We start from the raw sequence: 18,999 nt of genomic DNA, 5'->3' as shown, positions 1-18,999 counted from the left end.
ATAACAGATTGAAAGCGGGAATCAGATGAGAAGTTTATTAAAAAAGGATTCGAGCAAGGCACTGCTATTTGCTGGATTCATCGTGTTGATGTTGGTCTTTTTTATGCTCAGTATTTCTCTTGGGCAAACCTCAATTTCCCTCAAAGCCACCATCCATGCGTTTCTTCAGTTTGATGAGTCAGATCCAAACAGTGTGATTGTCATGACATCCAGATTATCAAGAGCTTTAATTGCGACGGTTGTTGGATCAAGTCTAGCGATTTCAGGTGCACTCATGCAGGCATTGACGAGAAATCCGCTGGCTGCACCAGATCTTTTAGGTATTAATGCAGGTGGACTCTTTTTTATTGTGATTTCGATTGTTTTCTTTTCTACCGAGTCGTTAACAGGTTATATGTGGACGGCCTTTTTAGGCGCTGCCATTGCAGGTATGCTTGTTTTTCTTCTAGGCTCCATTGGAAGAGACGGACTGACACCGGTCAAAATTGTACTCGCAGGTGCTGCGATATCTGCTCTGTTTGCGTCCTTTACTCAAGGACTTTTAATCGTGAATGAACAGTCCATTCAAAGCATCCTGTTCTGGATGGCTGGTTCAGTGTCAGGAAGAAGTATAGATATGCTGCTGCCTGTGCTGCCTTATATTCTTGGGGCGACTGTGGTGGCGCTGCTTCTTGGCCGCTCGATCAATGTCCTTTTATCGGGTGATGATATTGCGAAAGGGCTTGGCCAGCGTACGTTGCTTTTGAAGATGACGATGGGGGTACTTGTCGTCTTTTTAGCAGGAGGTTCCGTCGCTGTCGCAGGATCCATTGGATTTGTTGGTTTTCTTGTGCCGCATATTGTGAAAAAGCTTGTTGGACCTGACCACCGCTGGGTACTGCCGTATTGTGCCGTTGTAGGGGCGTCGCTTTTACTTGTCGCAGATCTTGCCGCTCGTTTTCTGATCATGCCGCAGGAAGTACCGATTGGTGTCATGACGGCGGTAGCTGGAGCGCCTCTATTTGTTTATCTCGTGCGCAAGGGGTTGAAGACAGGTGGCTAAAACATATACAGTGCGTTCAAAGGGCGGGCGCATTTCATTTCAATTTTCAAAGCGGACGTTTTTGATTTTACTATTATTGACAGGCGTTGCCTTTGGTTTATTTATTCTGAGCCTTTGTATGGGCAGCCGCTTTATTCCGCCTACTGATGTGCTGCTGCATATCTTCGGACAAGGTGAGGGAAATACGTTTGTATTAAATACGTTGAGGATTCCAAGGACCCTGCTTGCGATTTTAGTGGGAGCGGCACTTGCGGTATCGGGGCTTATTTTACAAGGTCTCATTCGAAATCCACTTGCATCGCCTGACATCATAGGAATTACGAGCGGTGCGTCGTTTGGCGCCATTATGTTCATCGTCTTTTGGATGGGCACTGTGCCTATTGCTTATCAGTCGTTGTGGGCAATTGCAGGCGCTTTTGCGGTATCATGCCTCATTTATTTGCTTTCATGGAAAAAAGGCGTCAAGCCGATCACGCTCGTCTTGATGGGGATTGGGATTTCCGCCATTATGAAGGCGTGTGTGACGTTTACTCTTGTGCTCAGCGATACGATGACCACGACCAAGTCATACATCTGGCTGACGGGCAGTTTATATGGTTCTACAATGAAGGACGTCATCGCAATGCTTCCTTGGGTATTGATTATTTTACCGATTGTCATGGTGCTGGCAAGAACGATGAATGTAAAGGAGCTTGGAGATGATCTTGCAACAGGTCTCGGGGTGAAAGTACAGGCAAAAAGGTTATTCTTTCTACTGATGAGTGTGACATTAGCCGGTATTGCCGTTGCATTCGCAGGTGGTATTGAATTTGTTGGACTGATGGCGCCACATGTGGCAAGGATGATCATCGGTCGTTCCTTTATTGCGCTTGTTCCAGCATCTGCGCTTGTTGGAAGTATTCTCGTGATGCTGGCAGACTTAGTTGCGAGAACGGCTTTTCTCCCGTTAGATGTCCCGGCAGGTGTTTTTACGGCGGCAATTGGTGCACCGTTCTTTATTTATTTGTTATATCAACAGCGAAATCGTTAAACGAAAGATGGGGGTTTTGATATGAAGCCAGAGTGGGTTGAGAGAGAATTACTTGATTTCGGGGTACACATCACAAATGGACCAATGACATCTGATCGCACACTTGCTGCGCTTTTTTCAGAAGCATCTATCAGACGTTTATTAGAAGCTGAAAAGGAAGCGATGCATGCACCGAATATAGCAGTGGCGGCGTCCATGTTTTCAAAACGCTATGCCTATTTAGCTGTTAGTTCTACTTTGTACTTGATGACGATGTATGATGCTGTCTACCGGTTTTCACCAGAGGCGTGTGTCTTTAGAGAAGATCGTAAAATTGAGCTAGATGAAACGCTCTGTTCATTTGTTCAGTTAGAAGGAGATCGTCATGAGTGGAGAGAACAGGTCATCCGCACGCTATTTACGCAGTGTGTCACACCACTTTTAGATGTATTGAAACGTACTTCAAGACTTCCGTATTCGATTTTATGGGAAAATGTAGCGGTACGTATCAATTCTCTTTACCGTAGCATGATGCGAGAAACGGAAGAGCCTAAAATGAAAGAGCGCGTACGGGAGGATTATCTGTTTCTGAAGAAGGCATCGGGTGATCTTTTCGGAGCGAAGCAAAATCCTTTTCAGCACAGCTTAAATTTAGATGAAAGTTTGCTAGACACATCAAATCGAAAGACTTGCTGTATGTATTATAAGCTTGAGAAGAAATCGGAAAGTCTTGATTATTGTCTCGTCTGTCCGCTAAAGTAAAAAAACACCTTATCCAAGGTGTTTTTTTATTAGATTCGATTTTTCTTAAATATTTATGTATAAATTTAAATATGATATTTATGTTATATTGTTTCATTATATAATCATTTATGGAAGGAACTGATATGAAAAAAGTTATCATATATATCATCTTTATTTTCATCATCATCATTGGCTTGTTCTTCATTCAACCACTTAAAAACCACATCTCTTTTCTTAAAGTAAAAAGTACAAATCTTACTGAATTAAAGGTGGGAGAATTGAAATTGGGATTAATAAAGAGAAACTATAGTGAAAACGAGTGGATTAAAACTTCAAATTCAAATTATTTTAAAGTGAATAATAGAAAAGAAATAGTGGCAATCTCTTTAGAAAATAATCAAAGTAATATAAACAACACAATAAATATTCATTCAACTAAAAAAGATGTCTATAATTATCTAGGTGAAAATTATTATCGTAGAAATGACGATCAGGGATATGAAATTTTAGGCTATAAGGATTCAAAGCATGATATCAAAATAGAATTTTTCTGTTTAGATCGCAATGTAGAAAGAATTATTATTAGTAAATTGGGGGAATAAACATAACATAATGATCAGAATCTTTATAAGATGAGAAGTGTGTTTGATGTTGTATGATCATCTTTTATAGAGATAGTAATGGAAAGAGGCACTGCTTGTTCATAGCAGTGCCTCTCTTTTTTATTCCCAAATATCGCTTACCCATTCAGGGTGATCAATAAAAGGATTGCGATTGTGCTGGTACGTTTGATAGATGATTTCGTTACGATTCCGTTCGATTTGATCGACTGGATCTTGCTTGTGCCATTTCAATAGGACAGACATTTTGCCGTGAAGAGGGGCGCTTCCATTATTCACTTTGTTGTTCAATTCTAAATCTGGGAAGCGGTCATCGCCTTCATATCGGACGGCCATATAAAAGAGCATTCTTGCTACATCTCCTTTCACCCGGCTATGAGGTTCAAATGAGTCGCTGTCGTAGAAGTTGCCCGGCGCTCCCTTGTATTCATTTCCGCCTATATCAAAATCTAAATTTCCTCGTGTGCTATTCGTTTGTACGTCTGTTGCCCGAAGGTGGTGGAGATCTGTACCAGGTCCCTGGCTCGTCCCAAAATTGCCGTGAGATTTAGCCCACACATGCTCCCGGTTCCACTGTCCCACGTTTCCTCCATTTGCTTGCTTTGACCTGGAGATACCGCTATAGAGCAAAAGCACATTGCTTGGATTTTTTGGATCTTCATCCGTTTTCTTTAATGCATCCCAAACCTGGCTGTAGGATAGCTGCGTATGATCATCAATAATATCGTGTAATGCTTTCTTAAGAGCAGGCCCAGATTTGCCAGCAGCAGATTGGTAATAGGAATCAATTTGACTTGAAGCAGTTGTTTTCGCATGTTGAGCAGATGTTTCGGTTTGTAGCTGTAACGGGGAAAAGGTGATGGTTTGACTCGGTTCATTCAGAGTAAAGCCTTGAGCATTTGCAACGGGAGGCAGCGGAGCGGCAAATGTACCGAAAATCATGATTCCGGCGGCCACAGTTCCAAATAAAGATCTTTTCATTCTATTTCCTCCTTCATAGGGAATGTATACTCTTTAGTTCTATCATATTGCCATAAAGAAATAAATGGATGTATCGTAAATTTTATGTAACCAATTCGTAAGAAAAGAGATTGCTATTTTATCAGCATTGCTGTATAAGTGGGCATATAAGGATGGACACAGCAAGGGAGAGGATGGATAACGTGAAAGAACTGCATACACCTTCTAGAACCATTATGACACCAGGACCTGTCGAAGTAGATCCGAGAGTCCTTCGGGTGATGAGTACACCAATTCTTGGTCAATTTGACCCTGCATTTACAGAGATCATGAATGAAACGATGACCTTATTACGATCACTTTTTCAAACAGAAAATGAATGGGCTTATCCAATTGATGGGACGTCCCGCTCAGGACTTGAAGCTGTGCTTGCCAGTGTGATCGAGCCCGGAGATGTGATGCTCGTTCCGGTCTTTGGACGCTTCGGTCATTTGCTGATTGAAATTGGACAGCGCTATGGTGCTGAGGTACATACAATGGAATGTGAATGGGGAACGGTTTTTAAGCAAGACGACATCATCGCAGAGATGCATCAAGTCAAGCCGAAAATTGTTGCGATGGTTCATGGTGAAACATCTACCGGAAGAATACAGCCGCTTGAGAAAATTGGTGAAGCATGCCGAGCGCTTGATGCGCTTTTTATTGTAGACGCTGTGGCGACAATTGGTGGTGTCGAGGTCAAGGTAGACGAATGGAAAATCGATGCGGCAATTGGGGGCTCGCAGAAATGCTTGTCTGTTCCATCAGGGATGTCACCGATCACATATAATGAACGAGTGGCAGACGTCGTACAATCGAGAAAGAAAGTAGAAAAAGGGATTGCAACTCAGGACGAACTGCAAAAACAGGTAGACATTTCTCCAATCAAAAGCAATTACTTTGATCTAAGCCAGCTGCAAGATTATTGGAGCCCGAGGCGCTTAAATCATCATACAGAAGCGACAACGATGCTTTATGCACTGAGAGAAGGGGTTCGACTTGTGCTAGAAGAAGGTCTGGAGGAACGTTTTCAACGCCACTTGTTTCATGAAAAGGCTTTAATGGCAGGACTTGAAGCGATGGGGCTTGAATTATTTGGTGATCCAGACTGCAAAATGCCGGTCGTGACGTGTATCGTCATTCCAAATGATATCGACGGAGAAGCGGTCCGGGCTGATCTTCTTCATCATTTTGGAATTGAAATTGCGAGTTCATTTGGACCGCTTGCAGGACGGATATGGAGAATTGGCTCAATGGGCTATAGCTGCCGAAAGGAAAATATTCTATTTGTTTTAGCAGGCCTTGAAGCCATCTTGATGAAATACGGCGCAGCCATCAATTGTGGCGCTGGGTTACAGGCGGCTCTTTCCATCTATGAACAAGCTGAATAAAAAAGGGATACTCAAAATACTCGCCACCAGCGGGTATTTTTTATTTGGGAAAAAACGCTGTTTTTTGAAAAACTAGACTTATAGAGAGCGATATCGCTATACTGAAGAAGTTCTTATCATTTTTGTCATCATTTTCATTTATTTTGAAGAAAGAGGTTTTAATATGAAAAAAATGGGCAGATTGTACATTTTGATGCTCAATATTTTTATTGCCATGCTTGGATTTGGTCTGATCGTTCCTGTCATGCCAAGTTATATTGAAGCCTTTGGCGCAACTGGGAAAACACTTGGTTTCCTCGTTGCTGCAACTGGCCTCACACAATTTGCTTTATCACCCGTCGCTGGAGCGCTGACTGATCGATTTGGACGCAGAAAATTGATTATTGCCGGGATTGCCGGCTTTACGATTGCCCAGTTTATTTTTGCATTTGCGGATCAGCTTTGGATGCTGTTTGTGTCTCGGTTTTTTGGTGGTGCTGCCGGAGCTTTACTCATGCCCGCCATGTTTGCATACATCGCTGATATCACAAGTGAGAAGGATCGAGGGAAAGGAATGGGGCTATTTAGTGCAGCAATGACGTTAGGCTTTGTCATTGGACCAGGCGTAGGCGGTTATTTGGTTGAGTTTGGGATTGCTTTTCCTTTCCTCATCGCTGGTTCCTTTGCAGCTCTGTCGACGCTGTTGTCTTTCTTGTTCTTACCTGAAACTTTAACAAAGGAAAAGCAGGAAGAAGCACGATTGAATAAAGAGCTTCATTTCAATCCTTTTACGCAGATGATTCAGGCTTTAAAAACACCATATGGTTTTTTGTTTATCTTGGCCTTTGTTTTGAATTTCGGAATCATTCATTTTGAATCGATTTTTGGCTTATATGTGGACCAAAAACATGGCTTTACACCGAAGGATATTGCATTTGTCATTACGGTAGCTGGACTTGCGGGTGTCATCGTTCAAGGTGCTTTAGTAAATACCTTTGTGAAACGATTTGGCGAAATGCGTGTCGTCCGTTATGCCCTTTTAGCTGCGGCGTTTATGCTGATCGCCTGCCGCTTTGCCCCTTCCTTTTGGCTGATTTTTACGGGCTCCATTTTGTTTTTATCGGCCACCTCGTTTGTTCGTCCAGCTCTCAATACATTACTATCTAAAATGGCAGGGAATCAGCAGGGGGTAGCAGGCGGCCTCAATACCTCCTTTATGAGCCTTGCGAATATCGTCGGGCCAAGTCTTGCGGGTATTTTATTTGATGTGAATATTGAGCTGCCATTTATGTTTGGAACGCTGGTGCTTTGTATGAGTTTCATTGCTTCTATTTTATGGGCGAAAAAAGCGCAGCAACATTCCCATGCCGTATCGTAAAGGCAGCATAGAAAAAACCGATCAGCACAAATGGATCGGTTTTTTTCGTCATCGCTCATACTTCACGACTGGTGATTTTTCTTTATGCAGCGCATGAATCAATGCATCGTCCACATGCAAATGCTCCTTCACTAATTGAGGAGGGGTTAAGGCCATCCATTGGTTCAATGAAATATCAGCAAATCGATCGCTTTTAAACATTTCTAGAAACCAAAGGCTCGTTTGCCCAATATTTTGTATGTAATGCCCCATTCCGAAAGGAACATAACCAACATCACCTGCTCTGTAATTAAAGGTGCGAGCTGTCCCGCCTGCTCCAAAAACCGTCATTTTGGCTGTACCGGTTAAATAGTATTGCCACTCATCATTATTCGGGTGCCAGTGCATTTCTCTCATCCCGCCAGGTTTTACCTCCACAAGTGCAGCAGCAATGGTTTTAGATACTGGAAAATTGCGTGAGTCGACGATTCGCACGGTTCCCCCAGAGGTCACGATTGGTTTTTGACGAAGGAGCTGGTGGGTAAATGGCGGTTTGATGCCGCCGTATGGATCAGAGACGGTTTGGCTTTCAATGGATGCCGGTGAAGAGCCTTGAAACATATAGCGCTGTTTATGTGGAATGCGGTCAAACAGCTTGATTGGCACGCCGAAATTAGCAGAAAGAATGTCTTTTGGTGTATGAGCAAACCAGTCTGTGATGGTGAACGTATCAAATTCAGAAAAAGCACCATCATCAAACACAAGGAGAAACTCACAGCCATCCTCAAGACCTTGAATGGAGTGCGGAATACCGGGCGGGAAATACCACAAGTCTCCTTCTTCTACATCAGCGATCATATTCCGTCCTTCTGCATCTACAGATGTGATCCGGGCTTTGCCTAAAATCATATATGCCCATTCCGCCTGCTTATGCCAATGAAGCTCACGAACACCTCCGCGCGTAAGCCGCATGTTCACACCAGCAATCGTTGTTGAAACAGGCAGCTCTCGCTCGGTAATTTCCCTCGACCAGCCGCCATGATTCAAGTGCATATGTGTATCAGAATATGAAAATTTTAAATTAGGAATCGTCCCCGCATCCGTTTTAGGGGGAACGAACATATCTGGGTTCTCCATATCGCGCAGAACGTCTCGCGGGCCTAAATCGGTTGCGCCGGCCCCATCGTCTCGAATCGGTTGCGGGATGTGACGAATCTCCTCATCCATTTGACACCACTCCTTGTCATTCACATTTCTCCTCCAAAATATATGAGGCGTAAGAAAAAAAGATTCAATTGGAATCGGCTGAAAGGTGCTTTTGAATCCGCAAAGCTAATCGCAAGCGCAATGTTGCGTCAGGATCTTTTAGGCTGATCTGGAGCAGTTCTTCACATTTCTCCAGTCGATATATCACGGTGTTGCGATGAACAGATAAACGTTTGGCTGCTTCTGAAATATGGCAATGTGTTTCGACATAAACAGATAAGGTGTGGAGAAGGTTTGGATCGACTTGTGATTGTTCATATAATGGGTGGAGATACCGCTCATAGAATGTTGTTAAATCTTTTGGTGGGATGAGCTTCAGTAAATCTGACACATCTTTTGCTTGATAGAACTGAATATATTCAGCTCGTAATGAGAGCAGGCCTGATTGCAGAGCATGGGCAGCTTCACTGAATCCTTTTGGCAGATCGGTGATGAGATAACCGCTTAAGCTTACACCAAAGGAAATGGTGGCATTCACATGCTGTTTAATAAGGATCTGCATTTGTTTTAAAAAAGAGCAGATCGATTTGTTCATTGCCTGCCAGCCGCCAGTCTCTTCTATAAGGAAGATGCCGATATCTCCTTTGACAAAAAGAAAGGCGGGAAATGGACAGTGCGAAAGGGTGCTTTCAAGTAAAGCAAACACATCATCTACAAGGGTTTGCTGCTTAAGGAAACAAGTGAAATGACTGCTCTGATCAAGTTGACAGACGATACATAAATAGGGAATCGTTGTGTTTAATCCAAACATGCGTGCCAGACAGGCAACATCTTGTTCTGAGGAAATCGTGCCCTCCATCCATTTGCGAAACCATTCATTTTTGGCTCGCTTTGTCGATTGCTTGATGGCATGTTGTTTGATGCGTGAAATGGACATGGCATGTACAGCTTGTTCAATTATCAAATGCAGCCCCATGTCGTCTTGAGGATGAATGAAGGCGGGAACGACTAAATAATCATAAGCTTGTTCGTTTATATAGATAGGAAAAACAGAAACGCTTTCTTTTGAATGAACCATAGAAAAATAATGCTGCTGCGTACTGTGAAACAAGCGGAGCATTTGTATCCAATCTGGATTTGTCATACCTTGGGGTGAGGTGAAAAGAATACGTCCATACTGATTGATCAAATAGACAGGCTGATGAATTCTTTGGGCCACTTTTTGAAATGCTTCAACATGATGATCGACAATGTTCATATCCACTCATTCTCCTTTTTTTTAGAGCTGAAGCCTTTGGTGAAGATGAATAAAAAAATGGACAATCGCTGTCAAAGTCTCTGATATCAATTTTATGTTATCAGCTCCATTCAATTTAGATAGAAAGTTGTGATGTAATATCACAAAAAAGATGGCAGGGCAAAATCACGTCACATCAGTCATCTTCATTCAGAAAAATGAGTAAATATGATATGTTGTAGACAGAAGAATTTCTTTCAGAAAGATGGGTATCCCAAGAAACAAAGACTTTCAATGGGAAAATCCGTTTAGACAAGCAAGTGGCAAGAGGTGAGATAGATGATTTATATCGGATTAACTGGCTGGGGAGATCATGACAGTCTGTACCCGCCGAGAATCGGCAGCTCTCAAAAGCTGTTTCACTACGCATCAACGTTCCCCATTGTGGAACTGGATGCAAGCTTTTATGCTGTTCAGCCTGAGCGGAACCATGAAAAATGGATAAAAGATACGCCAGACGCCTTTCAATTTGTTGTGAAAGCATATCAAGGAATGACCGGGCATCAAAGAGGCGAGATCCCGTTTGCTTCAAAGGAAGAAATGTTTGACGCCTTTATTCTTTCACTGACTCCTCTCATTCGAGCAGGGAAACTGGCGATGGTTCTGTTTCAATTTCCACCATGGTTTGATTGCAAAAAGGAGCACGTCCACTATTTAAGATGGTGTAAGGAGAAGATGGGGGACATTCCTTGTGCACTCGAATTCCGAAACCGAACTTGGTTTTCAGACGAGTTTTATGAACAAACCTTATCCTTTATGGAGAAAGAAGGGTGGATTCATTCCGTCTGTGATGAACCGCAAGTCGGAGAAGGGTCTATACCGCCAGTCATAAAAGCCACACACCGTGACAAAACATTGGTCCGTTTCCACGGAAGAAATAAACAAGGCTGGCTTCACCCGGCAGATCATGAGAACTGGCGTGAAGTTCGTTACTTATATTTATATAATGAAGCTGAACTAAAGGAATGGAAAAAGAACCTCGACATCCTGCATCAACAATCGAAAGATGTATATGTCGTATTTAATAATAACTCAGGCGGAGATGCGGCAGCGAATGGCCAGCAAATGATTGATTTGCTGGATTTGACGTATTCAAGCTTATCCCCGAAGCAGTTAGATTTATTTAGTTAAACGAGAGCTGGGGCTTTCAATTTGAACGAGACGGTTCAGTGACAACTTGAGGGAGAGATCAACATGCTGCAGAAGCTATGGTTATATCATACAAACGACTTGCACAGCCACTTTGAAAACTGGCCAAAAATCGCAGCTTATATTGAAGAAAAGCGTCAAGTTCACGATCAGATGCTCTTATTTGATATTGGCGATCATATGGATCGAGTAAACCTTGTATCAGAAGCGGATTATGGAAAAGTGAATGTCAAACTTCTCAATCAGCTTGGCTATGATGGAATCACAATTGGTAATAATGAAGGCATTACGTTGCCTCATGAGCAGCTCGACCAATTGTACAAAGACGCGCAATTCCCGGTGATTTTATCTAATTTATTTGAAAAAGGCAAAAGACCATCGTGGGCAAAGCCTTATGAAGTGATCACGTTGAACAATGGACTGAAGATCGCCGTCTTAGGGGTGACCATTGCGTATACACCTGTCTATGAAAAGCTGGGCTGGGACATTACAGACCCATTTGAGAGCATACGGGAGATGCTACAAGAAGTGAAAGGACAAGCCGATGTCATTGTTCTTCTTTCCCATCTAGGCATCATCCATGATCGAGAGGTAGCCCATGACTTCCCGGAAATCGACATCATCTTAGGCTCACATACGCATCATCTTTTAGAACAGGGCGAGATGGATAATGGCGTTCTTCTTGCATGTGCTGAAAAGTATGGGCATTATATTGGCTGTGTCGAGCTGACCATTGACACAGCGAGTAGCGAGCTTATCGAGAAAAAAGCGACGGTGCAATCAGTGGACCAGCTGATCAGTGAATCCGATGAAGCGATCACGACTTTACAGAAAGCAGAAAGACGAGCGAAGTCACTCATGCAGGAAAAAGTGACATCCATTAAATCAAAGCTCGAAACAAAGTGGTTTGATGACTCCCAGCTTCCGCAACTTTTAACAGATGCCATTAAAGAATGGTGCGAGGCAGATATCGGCATGATGAATGCTGGGATGGTGCTTGATTCATTAGAGGCTGGCATCGTCACAAGAGAAGACATTCACCGGATATGCCCGCATCCCATTAATCCAATCAGGGTGACACTTACTGGGAAGCAATTGGTCGAAACAGTGTCTCGTGGCTGTGAAGAAAAAATGGAACAGCTACGCATCAAAGGCTTTGGGTTTAGAGGCGAACTGATGGGGAAAATGCTATACAGCGGTCTGACTTATACATTAGAAGAGGGCGAAGCCAAACGAGTAAAAGAGGTCTATGTAAACGATCAACTCGTCAAAGAAGATGATTCCTATACGGTTGGCACAGTGGATATGTATACACTTGGCTCTCTTTTTCCCCATATACGTGACCATGAACACATTGAATATTTCATGCCGGAATTTTTACGTGATGTCCTGAGCTGGCGATTGAAGGACGCAAAGTGAAATCCGCTCCAGCCTAACAACACTTGCCCTCCCTTCACATAGATTGTGTTGAAGGGAGTGAAAGGATATGGTGAATTTAACACCTATTACAATTGATGGCCATTCCTTTACAGCCGTCACCGTCAAACTGCCAAAGACCAATTTCATGGCAGTGACAAATGAGCATGGTTATATTATGTGCGGTGCACTTGATGTCGGGCTCCTAAATGAAAAGCTTGCAGATAGAGGAATCATCGCAGGAAGAGCAGTCGGTGTAAGAACCATCGAGCAATTGCTGGATGCACCTTTAGAATCTGTGACATATGCCGCTGAGTCGCTCGGCATTCATGCTGGCACAATTGGAAGAGATGCATTATTAAAAATGGTGAAATAAAATGAACAGATGATTCCTATCCCCCCGCCTGTCTGCATACACTTGTAATGGAGAAGGGGGGATTTTTTATTGAGATTGAACCGCCGTTATCGCCCCTATAAAAAGGGCCCTCTGCCATTTCGTTATGTCATGCTGCTTGCCATATTATTTTTTGTGCTCTCAACTGTCATTAGCCTATTCTTCATCAATCGTTCCATTAAACCAACTTTGATTCACATTGCTGAACTAGAAACAGAACGAATCGCCAATCATCTTATCCAATATTCTGTTCAGGATTTTGCAGATGATCAGGAGAATATGAAGGATATGGTTGTGATGAATACAAGTGAGAACGGAAAAGTGACAACTATCGACTTCAATGCGCAAGCAACATCGAAAGCAATGGCTGACCTGTCACGTCACCTTCAAAAAAATCTAGAGGACATTGAAAAGGGGAATTTTCAAAAAGAGGCAAAAGAAGCATTAAAGGATCAAACAGATGGACATGACGGCATTATATATAACATTCCGCTTGGGCAAGCGTCCGGAAATGCACTTATCGCCAACCTAGGACCAAAAGTGCCTGTACGATTCAGTGTCATTGGTGACCCGCATACGGACGTTGAAAAAAACATTAAGCCTTATGGCATCAACAATGCCTTGATTGATATTAGTGTGCTCATTGAGGTGAAGGTGAGAGTCATCATCCCATTCGCCTCAGAAACCATCGTCGTCAAAAACTCCGTGCCTGTCTCCATTCAAGCCGTTCAAGGAGATGTCCCAGATTATTATAATGGCAGCGGAACAAATTCAGGCGCTCCATCGATTGTTCTGCCAGAAAAAAAGGAGAAGAAAGAATAACAGCCCAATGGACGAATTGGGCTGTTTTTTTCATACGCTGTGATTGCATATAGTGTTTTTGTGATGAACGTTTTGTTGTTACGAAACAGACAGTCTTGTCCTTGCATCATTTTCATCGGTGATATAGGTCACGTCTTCAAATCCACATTCAACTGCATTCTTGTATAGCCATTCGAGTGTTCCCTTATTTTTGCAATAGATCGTGACATAGGAGCAATCGGCCACTAAAAGAACAAGCTCGCATTGGCTTTCAATAAATTCTTCATAGGTCTTAATATGAGACAATGTCCCTTTTGGATATGCTTGTAAATCGGCGAAAATCATATAATACGTCTTGTTTTCAATGAGGTGTTTGAGTTCTATACCGTCCATTTCTGTTTTACCTTCAGGAAAAAGTTCGTCATCTTTTTGGCCATCAACTAGTATATTCGAGTCTTCGGTATCGATTCGCCAGCTGAATTTGGTGATGTCGATCGGTTTTAGCACTTCTCCAAGGAAGACTCCGTATTCATTTGGAATGGTAAAGGTCATTCCTCTTTTCAAAAAACAACCCCCTAACTCTTTGTGAAGTAATTATTCATTGGATGCGATGCTTAGCCTTTTTTTATGTGATCTGTTCATCTTATCCTAATTAACCACTTGATTCCATACGGATCACGTGCCATGATAAATGTTCATTGTTTTCCTTTTTTGAATAGTGTAGCTATCCTGAAGGCTGATTTTTCACGATCGTCAGTTATGAAAGTGAGAGGAGGATTTGATTGATATGAAGAAAATTCATGTAAGCGGGTTTTGTTTTTTAGTATTTGCCATTGTATTTAGTGCTAAGTATATGTCAGCATCGATATTATTAGCTGGGAGTGACAGTTTGAGTGTCGACTTATTTAGAGGGATGTTTGACATGATTCCACTTGAAGTAACAGTTGTGTATCTCCTTTTTTTCATCATGGGTATTCTTTTTTTAGTTTTAGGATTGAAAGAGAAGCATAAGCAGTAACAGTAGACAAGTGATGACCGGGGAAATGTTGATACATATCAAAAGGAGAAGCAAGCGGTATCGCTAAACTTCTCCTTTTATTTATCGACGTTTCCGCTCGGCTCTTTCCCATGCCCTTAAATGAGGGTAAGGATCAAACGACCATTCAGTTCGTCCATTGTCTTTATACATGCCATAATGAAGGTGTGGCGGGAATTTTCCTGCTGTGCCAGGTGGACCGTAACCGGAGCTTCCGACTGATCCGATGACTTGACCAGGTTCTACAATCTGCCCAGCTTTGAGTCCTTTTGCAAAGCCATTTAAGTGGGCAAAATAATGATAATGATTATGAATATCTCGAATGCCGATCCGCCAGCCGCCAAAGCGATTCCAGCCTTTCATTTCAATCACGCCGTACGATGTCGCACGAACAGGAAGACCGTAATGAGCAAAAAGATCAGTGCCCTCATGAATTCTTCTGCCTCCAAAGCCTCTCGCATCACCCCATGTACTCCTGTAGCTGTAGTCAGCGCCAACCGGAAGAGGAAACGCATGCTTTCCAAGGTCAAGATGGCCGTAATGCTTATAGAGCTTCATAAAAGATGAAATAATTCCAACGGTTTGATCACGTCCATAATAATCCCACAGCGCAATTTTTAATTGATCGATGCTGCTGCCGTAATGGAGCAAGTATTGAGCAAACGTGAACAGGACATCTTCATCGTTATCGATTTCCGCTTTTCCATCCCCATTACCATCAAGCCCAATACCGTCAAAAACTTTAATGCTTAATGGAGAGGTATCCTGCTTATTGGGGTTTTCTGGTCCCATCCACATTTCCCGGGGAATGTAGATGCCAATCACACCTGTTTGTTTTGGTAAATCTCTTCTGCTTTTGCGTATATTGTGTTCATACTGATCAACCGCAGCAAGTACATACCACGGGATCTGTGTGGTGATGGCGATCTTTTCATACAGTGCCATTCGCTGTTTTAATTCATCGGGCTGTTTGTTTGCCCCTTGTGCATGGACTGATGCGGGAATCATTGAAAGAGCGATGATGATGGCTAAAACCACTTTCACAAACGTCCATCTCCTTTCTTCGAACATACCTTCTACCGTTTAGTGTGGTTTGAACACGTTATTTCATAAGAAGAAAATGTTAGTAATTTTCTTCTGTTATTTTAGGAGTCTTTTGGGTATTTTTGCAGCTCATTCCCTTGTTGTTCAATCTGTACTATGTTAAAGTGTCTAAAGAAAAGGCCTTAGGCCGAAGATTCAATTTTTTGCGGCAACAGCTGCATCCATCGTATATAGCAGGAAGATTATTGTATATGCACCTTTAACGAATTCATATGGAGATGATGGAATTGGCAAAGAAGGAAGAGCACGTAAGAAAACCGGACTGGCTTAAAATTAAGCTGAATACGAATGAAAACTATACCGGTTTGAAAAAAATGATGCGGGAAAACAACCTGCATACCGTTTGTGAGGAAGCGAAATGTCCGAATATTCACGAATGCTGGGCAGTGAGAAGAACTGCTACATTTATGATCCTCGGATCTGTTTGTACGCGCGCATGCCGTTTCTGTGCGGTGAAAACCGGACTTCCTACTGAGTTAGACTTGCAAGAGCCAGAACGCGTGGCAGATTCAGTGGCTTTGATGAATTTAAAGCACGCTGTTATAACAGCGGTTGCAAGGGATGACCAAAAAGATGGCGGAGCAGGCGTATTTGCTGAAACTGTTCGTGCCATTAGAAGAAAAAGTCCATTCACAACAATTGAAGTTCTCCCTTCAGACATGGGTGGCAATTATGATAATTTGAAAACGTTAATGGATACACGCCCTGATATTTTAAATCACAATATTGAAACAGTACGCAGGTTAACACCAAGAGTTCGTGCGCGGGCTACATACGATCGTTCATTGGAATTCTTGCGTCGTGCAAAAGAAATGCAGCCTGACATTCCAACGAAATCAAGCATTATGATTGGACTCGGTGAAACGAAGGAAGAAATCATTGAAGTTATGGATGATCTTCTTGCCAATAACGTCGACATCATGGCAATTGGTCAGTATTTACAACCTTCGAAAAAGCATTTGAAAGTGCAAAAATACTACCATCCAGATGAGTTTGCAGAGCTGAAGGAAATTGCCATGTCAAAAGGCTTTAGCCACTGTGAAGCTGGACCGCTTGTCCGTTCTTCTTATCATGCAGACGAACAAGTAAACGAAGCGTCTAAGAAGCGTCAGGCGCAAGCATAACAAAGAAAACGCCAGAGCTCTCTGGCGTTTTTTCTCGTATTAATTTTGGCCGTAAGGTGCGTTTCGTCTCATGGTCCGATCGGAATTCGTCATGCCATTGGCATCTTCTTTCGTTGAAATATCTCCGCCTTGAGGAGAGTATTTCATTTGTTGAATCGTTTTCGTTAAAATTTGATCAAAATCACGTGAGTTGGTTTGAAGACGTGAAAAATTGGCAATGGATTGAAAGTGCTCTGGGTTATCAGAGACGTACACATGATAATAACGAGGGAGAACAGAAACCGCTGTTTTTTTCACTTGATCGGCTGATTCATCTCGGTTTTTGTTGCCTGTTCGATACACAATGAGGGCATCCTCGTCTGTGACAAGTGTTGCTGCATCCTTTATATTTGGCAGCTGGATGGCTAAACTTGTAATCACGTGGGCAAGGTGCTCACGATTTAAAGCAGGGGTTCTTTCCTTCTGATCGGTTACTTGCTGGCGCTGATAACGAACATAGCCTGCTCGATTCGTATCTGCTTCTGGCATGTTGGAATTATTTCCTTCATGACGATCAGACAGGCGGATTGTCTTGCTGGAAGAATCTTCATCCACTTGCCGGTTCATGCCTGATTGAAAGCCGCACCCGCCTAAAAGCATGCATAGGAGAATAGTGGCTGTCAGTTGTTTCATCATAAATGTGACCTCCTTTTTTCTTTAGCTTCGGCTAAATCGGAAAAAACATGCTTTAGCAATTGATGGAGTTGTTCCAATGAATTATCATTAAAGGTGGATCGTTTAAAAAGAGGTGAGAAGATGATCGTCATTCAGAATGCTACCTTTGATCTTGTCAGAGAAATCAAAGACGGCTTTGATGAGGAAGCGTTTAAAGCAAGGTACTCAGATATTTTAAATAAGTATGATTATATTGTGGGGGATTGGGGCTATAACCAGCTTAGGCTGAAGGGGTTTTTTGATGACCAAAACCAAAAGGCCACATTCGATACAAAAATCAGTACACTCGATGAATACATTTATGAATACTGTAATTTTGGCTGTGCCTATTTTGTCTTAAAGCGGATTAGAAAATAACGCAAAGGGGAGCGTCATGATGTATTTCGTAGACAGAAAGAAGATTGAAGAGACATTACGTTTTTTTGAGGAGCAATATGATTTGATGCGCAGTCATCAAACATGGTCAAGCCCTTTAGAAAAAAAAGCGCTGGAACGAATTGTTCATTTGCTCGTCGAATGTATTCTTGATACAGGAAATGATATGATTGACGGCTTTATCATGCGGGACCCAGGAAGCTATGACGACATCATGGATATTCTTGTGGACGAAAAAGTTGTACCAACAGAAGAAGGCACTCACCTGAAAAAACTGGTCTCGTGCCGTAAAACACTTGTTCAGCAATACCAAGAAGTGGTTCATCACGATTTGTTGCAGGTCATCAGTGAGGTAGAACAGGCGCTGCAAGTCTTCCCGAATCGAATTCGCACTTACTTGGAGCAAGAGCTTGGACCAGTATCAGCGTTTAAATAAACCATTGGAGTTGTATGCAGCATGAAATACAAAGGCTATTTAATTGATTTAGACGGGACGATGTATAAAGGAACAGAAAAGATTGAAGAGGCGGGGCAATTTGTTCACAAGTTAAATGAGTTGAACATCCCTTATTTGTTTGTCACGAATAACTCTTCGCGCACACCGAAGCAAGTAGCAGAGAAACTGGTTTCATTCGATATTCCAGCAACGGAAGACCAAGTCTTTACAACAAGTATGGCGACGGCAAACTATATCGCAGAACAAAAGAAAGATGCCTCGGTGTATGTGATCGGAGAAGAAGGAATTCAGCAGGCCATCGAAGAAAAAGGCTTGTCGTTTGGTCAAGAAGACGCTGATTTCGTTGTCGTTGGAATAGACCGCGGTATTACATATGAAAAACTAGCGGTAGGAGCCATTGCGATCCGTCAAGGTGCACAATTTGTTTCAACAAATGGAGATATTGCCATTCCGACAGAAAGAGGGCTGTTACCTGGAAATGGATCGTTAACATCTGTGCTGACGGTTACGACAACAGTGGAGCCAACATTTATCGGGAAGCCAGAGTCTATCATTATGGAACAGGCCATGCGGGTGCTCGGGACAGATGTGTCAGAGACGCTCATGGTGGGCGATAACTATGATACCGATATTATGGCAGGGATGAATGCAGGGATGGATACACTGCTTGTCCATACAGGCGTCACGACAAAAGAGCTGCTTCAGAAATATGACAAACAGCCAACCTATGTCATTGATTCATTATCTGAGTGGATTGAACGATTATCTTAATGAAAAGAGGACAA

At 42.6% G+C, this 18,999-nt stretch carries 21 protein-coding genes; 15 read left to right on the top strand and 6 right to left on the bottom strand.

Annotation, left to right across the window (positions count from 1 at the left end; translation table 11 throughout):
- The first annotated feature begins 25 nt into the window (after positions 1 to 25).
- From NSQ64_RS16670 to NSQ64_RS16655, 4 genes are all read left to right on the top strand, one after another.
- Complete coding sequence (locus tag NSQ64_RS16670; protein WP_007500383.1) at positions 26 to 1,042, top strand: FecCD family ABC transporter permease; 1,017 nt, start codon at positions 26 to 28, stop codon at positions 1,040 to 1,042.
- On the top strand, positions 1,035 to 2,072 hold the full coding sequence (locus NSQ64_RS16665) for a FecCD family ABC transporter permease (RefSeq protein WP_041091855.1): 1,038 nt from the start codon (positions 1,035 to 1,037) through the stop codon (positions 2,070 to 2,072). The genes NSQ64_RS16670 and NSQ64_RS16665 overlap by 8 nt, the downstream gene beginning before the upstream one ends.
- 21 nt (positions 2,073 to 2,093) lie before the next feature.
- Positions 2,094 to 2,813: an IucA/IucC family C-terminal-domain containing protein gene (locus NSQ64_RS16660; protein WP_341017366.1), complete on the top strand. Its 720-nt coding sequence runs from the start codon at positions 2,094 to 2,096 to the stop codon at positions 2,811 to 2,813.
- A 125-nt stretch (positions 2,814 to 2,938) separates the two neighbouring features.
- Positions 2,939 to 3,397 carry a hypothetical protein gene (locus NSQ64_RS16655; RefSeq protein ID WP_268383091.1) on the top strand — a complete coding sequence of 153 codons (459 nt, stop codon included), beginning with the start codon at positions 2,939 to 2,941 and terminating at the stop codon, positions 3,395 to 3,397.
- Positions 3,398 to 3,517: 120 nt separating this feature from the next.
- Here NSQ64_RS16655 and NSQ64_RS16650 read toward each other — a convergent pair whose 3' ends face one another.
- A complete protein-coding gene (locus NSQ64_RS16650) occupies positions 3,518 to 4,396 on the bottom strand; it encodes an endonuclease I family protein (protein ID WP_341017359.1) in 879 nt (292 codons plus the stop codon).
- A gap of 173 nt (positions 4,397 to 4,569) precedes the next feature.
- On the opposite strand from NSQ64_RS16650, the gene NSQ64_RS16645 reads away from it, so the two are divergent.
- Positions 4,570 to 5,805: a pyridoxal-phosphate-dependent aminotransferase family protein gene (locus NSQ64_RS16645; protein WP_096882173.1), complete on the top strand. Its 1,236-nt coding sequence runs from the start codon at positions 4,570 to 4,572 to the stop codon at positions 5,803 to 5,805.
- 163 nt (positions 5,806 to 5,968) lie between these two features.
- Positions 5,969 to 7,162 carry an MFS transporter gene (locus NSQ64_RS16640; protein WP_008346860.1) on the top strand — a complete coding sequence of 398 codons (1,194 nt, stop codon included), beginning with the start codon at positions 5,969 to 5,971 and terminating at the stop codon, positions 7,160 to 7,162.
- A gap of 48 nt (positions 7,163 to 7,210) precedes the next feature.
- Here NSQ64_RS16640 and NSQ64_RS16635 read toward each other — a convergent pair whose 3' ends face one another.
- Together NSQ64_RS16635 and NSQ64_RS16630 are read right to left on the bottom strand one after the other, a co-directional pair.
- On the bottom strand, positions 7,211 to 8,368 hold the full coding sequence (locus tag NSQ64_RS16635; protein WP_007500396.1) for an oxalate decarboxylase family bicupin: 1,158 nt from the start codon (positions 8,366 to 8,368) through the stop codon (positions 7,211 to 7,213).
- Between the two features lie 64 nt (positions 8,369 to 8,432).
- A complete protein-coding gene (locus NSQ64_RS16630; RefSeq protein WP_341017354.1) occupies positions 8,433 to 9,605 on the bottom strand; it encodes a PucR family transcriptional regulator in 1,173 nt (390 codons plus the stop codon).
- A 318-nt stretch (positions 9,606 to 9,923) separates the two neighbouring features.
- Here NSQ64_RS16630 and NSQ64_RS16625 point away from each other — a divergent pair, with 318 nt between their 5' ends.
- The 4 genes from NSQ64_RS16625 to yunB all read left to right on the top strand — a co-directional run bounded on the left by NSQ64_RS16625 (position 9,924) and on the right by yunB (position 13,425).
- Positions 9,924 to 10,775 carry a DUF72 domain-containing protein gene (locus tag NSQ64_RS16625; RefSeq protein WP_008346854.1) on the top strand — a complete coding sequence of 284 codons (852 nt, stop codon included), beginning with the start codon at positions 9,924 to 9,926 and terminating at the stop codon, positions 10,773 to 10,775.
- A gap of 63 nt (positions 10,776 to 10,838) precedes the next feature.
- Complete coding sequence (locus NSQ64_RS16620) at positions 10,839 to 12,212, top strand: bifunctional metallophosphatase/5'-nucleotidase (RefSeq protein ID WP_341017351.1); 1,374 nt, start codon at positions 10,839 to 10,841, stop codon at positions 12,210 to 12,212.
- Between the two features lie 67 nt (positions 12,213 to 12,279).
- Complete coding sequence (locus NSQ64_RS16615) at positions 12,280 to 12,585, top strand: YunC family protein (protein ID WP_007500404.1); 306 nt, start codon at positions 12,280 to 12,282, stop codon at positions 12,583 to 12,585.
- A gap of 69 nt (positions 12,586 to 12,654) precedes the next feature.
- Positions 12,655 to 13,425 carry a sporulation protein YunB gene (yunB, locus tag NSQ64_RS16610; RefSeq protein ID WP_007500406.1) on the top strand — a complete coding sequence of 257 codons (771 nt, stop codon included), beginning with the start codon at positions 12,655 to 12,657 and terminating at the stop codon, positions 13,423 to 13,425.
- A gap of 78 nt (positions 13,426 to 13,503) precedes the next feature.
- On the opposite strand, the gene NSQ64_RS16605 is transcribed toward yunB, so the two are convergent.
- Positions 13,504 to 13,968, bottom strand: a complete 465-nt coding sequence (locus tag NSQ64_RS16605; RefSeq protein ID WP_341017348.1) for a DUF2691 family protein — start codon at positions 13,966 to 13,968, stop codon at positions 13,504 to 13,506.
- 223 nt (positions 13,969 to 14,191) lie between these two features.
- Here NSQ64_RS16605 and NSQ64_RS16600 point away from each other — a divergent pair, with 223 nt between their 5' ends.
- Positions 14,192 to 14,422, top strand: a complete 231-nt coding sequence (locus NSQ64_RS16600) for a hypothetical protein (RefSeq protein WP_008346846.1) — start codon at positions 14,192 to 14,194, stop codon at positions 14,420 to 14,422.
- An 81-nt stretch (positions 14,423 to 14,503) separates the two neighbouring features.
- Here the strand turns inward: NSQ64_RS16600 and NSQ64_RS16595 are convergent, their stop codons facing one another.
- Positions 14,504 to 15,448, bottom strand: coding sequence for a M23 family metallopeptidase (locus NSQ64_RS16595; protein ID WP_341018354.1), 945 nt, complete (start codon positions 15,446 to 15,448; stop codon positions 14,504 to 14,506).
- Positions 15,449 to 15,771: 323 nt separating this feature from the next.
- Between NSQ64_RS16595 and lipA the strand changes: the two genes are divergently transcribed.
- Entirely contained in the window at positions 15,772 to 16,668 is an 897-nt protein-coding gene (gene lipA, locus NSQ64_RS16590) for a lipoyl synthase (RefSeq protein WP_008360456.1), read from the top strand.
- Positions 16,669 to 16,707: 39 nt separating this feature from the next.
- Here lipA and NSQ64_RS16585 read toward each other — a convergent pair whose 3' ends face one another.
- Positions 16,708 to 17,343, bottom strand: coding sequence for a YhcN/YlaJ family sporulation lipoprotein (locus NSQ64_RS16585; RefSeq protein ID WP_007500413.1), 636 nt, complete (start codon positions 17,341 to 17,343; stop codon positions 16,708 to 16,710).
- 120 nt (positions 17,344 to 17,463) lie between these two features.
- Between NSQ64_RS16585 and NSQ64_RS16580 the strand changes: the two genes are divergently transcribed.
- The 3 genes from NSQ64_RS16580 to NSQ64_RS16570 are packed head-to-tail and all read left to right on the top strand — an operon-like array spanning position 17,464 to position 18,985.
- Positions 17,464 to 17,739 carry a YutD family protein gene (locus NSQ64_RS16580; protein ID WP_008346837.1) on the top strand — a complete coding sequence of 92 codons (276 nt, stop codon included), beginning with the start codon at positions 17,464 to 17,466 and terminating at the stop codon, positions 17,737 to 17,739.
- Positions 17,740 to 17,758: 19 nt separating this feature from the next.
- On the top strand, positions 17,759 to 18,193 hold the full coding sequence (locus tag NSQ64_RS16575; RefSeq protein WP_024719757.1) for a DUF86 domain-containing protein: 435 nt from the start codon (positions 17,759 to 17,761) through the stop codon (positions 18,191 to 18,193).
- Positions 18,194 to 18,214: 21 nt separating this feature from the next.
- A complete protein-coding gene (locus tag NSQ64_RS16570; protein WP_341017344.1) occupies positions 18,215 to 18,985 on the top strand; it encodes a TIGR01457 family HAD-type hydrolase in 771 nt (256 codons plus the stop codon).
- Positions 18,986 to 18,999 lie beyond the last annotated feature (14 nt).

This window comes from Bacillus sp. FSL W8-0183 (assembly GCF_038006825.1).
Classification (GTDB): domain Bacteria; phylum Bacillota; class Bacilli; order Bacillales; family Bacillaceae; genus Bacillus; species Bacillus altitudinis.
This window is presented reverse-complemented; position numbering and strand designations above follow the sequence as displayed.

Excerpts from the sequence above, each read along its gene's own strand:
- NSQ64_RS16655 (WP_268383091.1), top strand. The coding sequence starts at position 2,939 with ATGAAAAAAGTTATCATATATATCATCTTTATTTTCATCATCATCATT.
- NSQ64_RS16570 (WP_341017344.1), top strand. The coding sequence starts at position 18,215 with ATGAAATACAAAGGCTATTTAATTGATTTAGACGGGACGATGTATAAA.
- NSQ64_RS16660 (WP_341017366.1), top strand. The coding sequence starts at position 2,094 with ATGAAGCCAGAGTGGGTTGAGAGAGAATTACTTGATTTCGGGGTACAC.
- NSQ64_RS16670 (WP_007500383.1), top strand. The coding sequence starts at position 26 with ATGAGAAGTTTATTAAAAAAGGATTCGAGCAAGGCACTGCTATTTGCT.
- NSQ64_RS16615 (WP_007500404.1), top strand. The coding sequence starts at position 12,280 with ATGGTGAATTTAACACCTATTACAATTGATGGCCATTCCTTTACAGCC.
- NSQ64_RS16645 (WP_096882173.1), top strand. The coding sequence starts at position 4,570 with ATGGATAACGTGAAAGAACTGCATACACCTTCTAGAACCATTATGACA.
- NSQ64_RS16650 (WP_341017359.1), bottom strand. The coding sequence starts at position 4,396 with ATGAAAAGATCTTTATTTGGAACTGTGGCCGCCGGAATCATGATTTTC.
- NSQ64_RS16595 (WP_341018354.1), bottom strand. The coding sequence starts at position 15,448 with ATGATTCCCGCATCAGTCCATGCACAAGGGGCAAACAAACAGCCCGAT.
- NSQ64_RS16640 (WP_008346860.1), top strand. The coding sequence starts at position 5,969 with ATGAAAAAAATGGGCAGATTGTACATTTTGATGCTCAATATTTTTATT.
- NSQ64_RS16620 (WP_341017351.1), top strand. The coding sequence starts at position 10,839 with ATGCTGCAGAAGCTATGGTTATATCATACAAACGACTTGCACAGCCAC.
- NSQ64_RS16585 (WP_007500413.1), bottom strand. The coding sequence starts at position 17,343 with ATGATGAAACAACTGACAGCCACTATTCTCCTATGCATGCTTTTAGGC.
- NSQ64_RS16575 (WP_024719757.1), top strand. The coding sequence starts at position 17,759 with ATGTATTTCGTAGACAGAAAGAAGATTGAAGAGACATTACGTTTTTTT.
- NSQ64_RS16580 (WP_008346837.1), top strand. The coding sequence starts at position 17,464 with ATGATCGTCATTCAGAATGCTACCTTTGATCTTGTCAGAGAAATCAAA.
- NSQ64_RS16625 (WP_008346854.1), top strand. The coding sequence starts at position 9,924 with ATGATTTATATCGGATTAACTGGCTGGGGAGATCATGACAGTCTGTAC.
- NSQ64_RS16635 (WP_007500396.1), bottom strand. The coding sequence starts at position 8,368 with ATGGATGAGGAGATTCGTCACATCCCGCAACCGATTCGAGACGATGGG.
- NSQ64_RS16630 (WP_341017354.1), bottom strand. The coding sequence starts at position 9,605 with ATGAACATTGTCGATCATCATGTTGAAGCATTTCAAAAAGTGGCCCAA.
- NSQ64_RS16600 (WP_008346846.1), top strand. The coding sequence starts at position 14,192 with ATGAAGAAAATTCATGTAAGCGGGTTTTGTTTTTTAGTATTTGCCATT.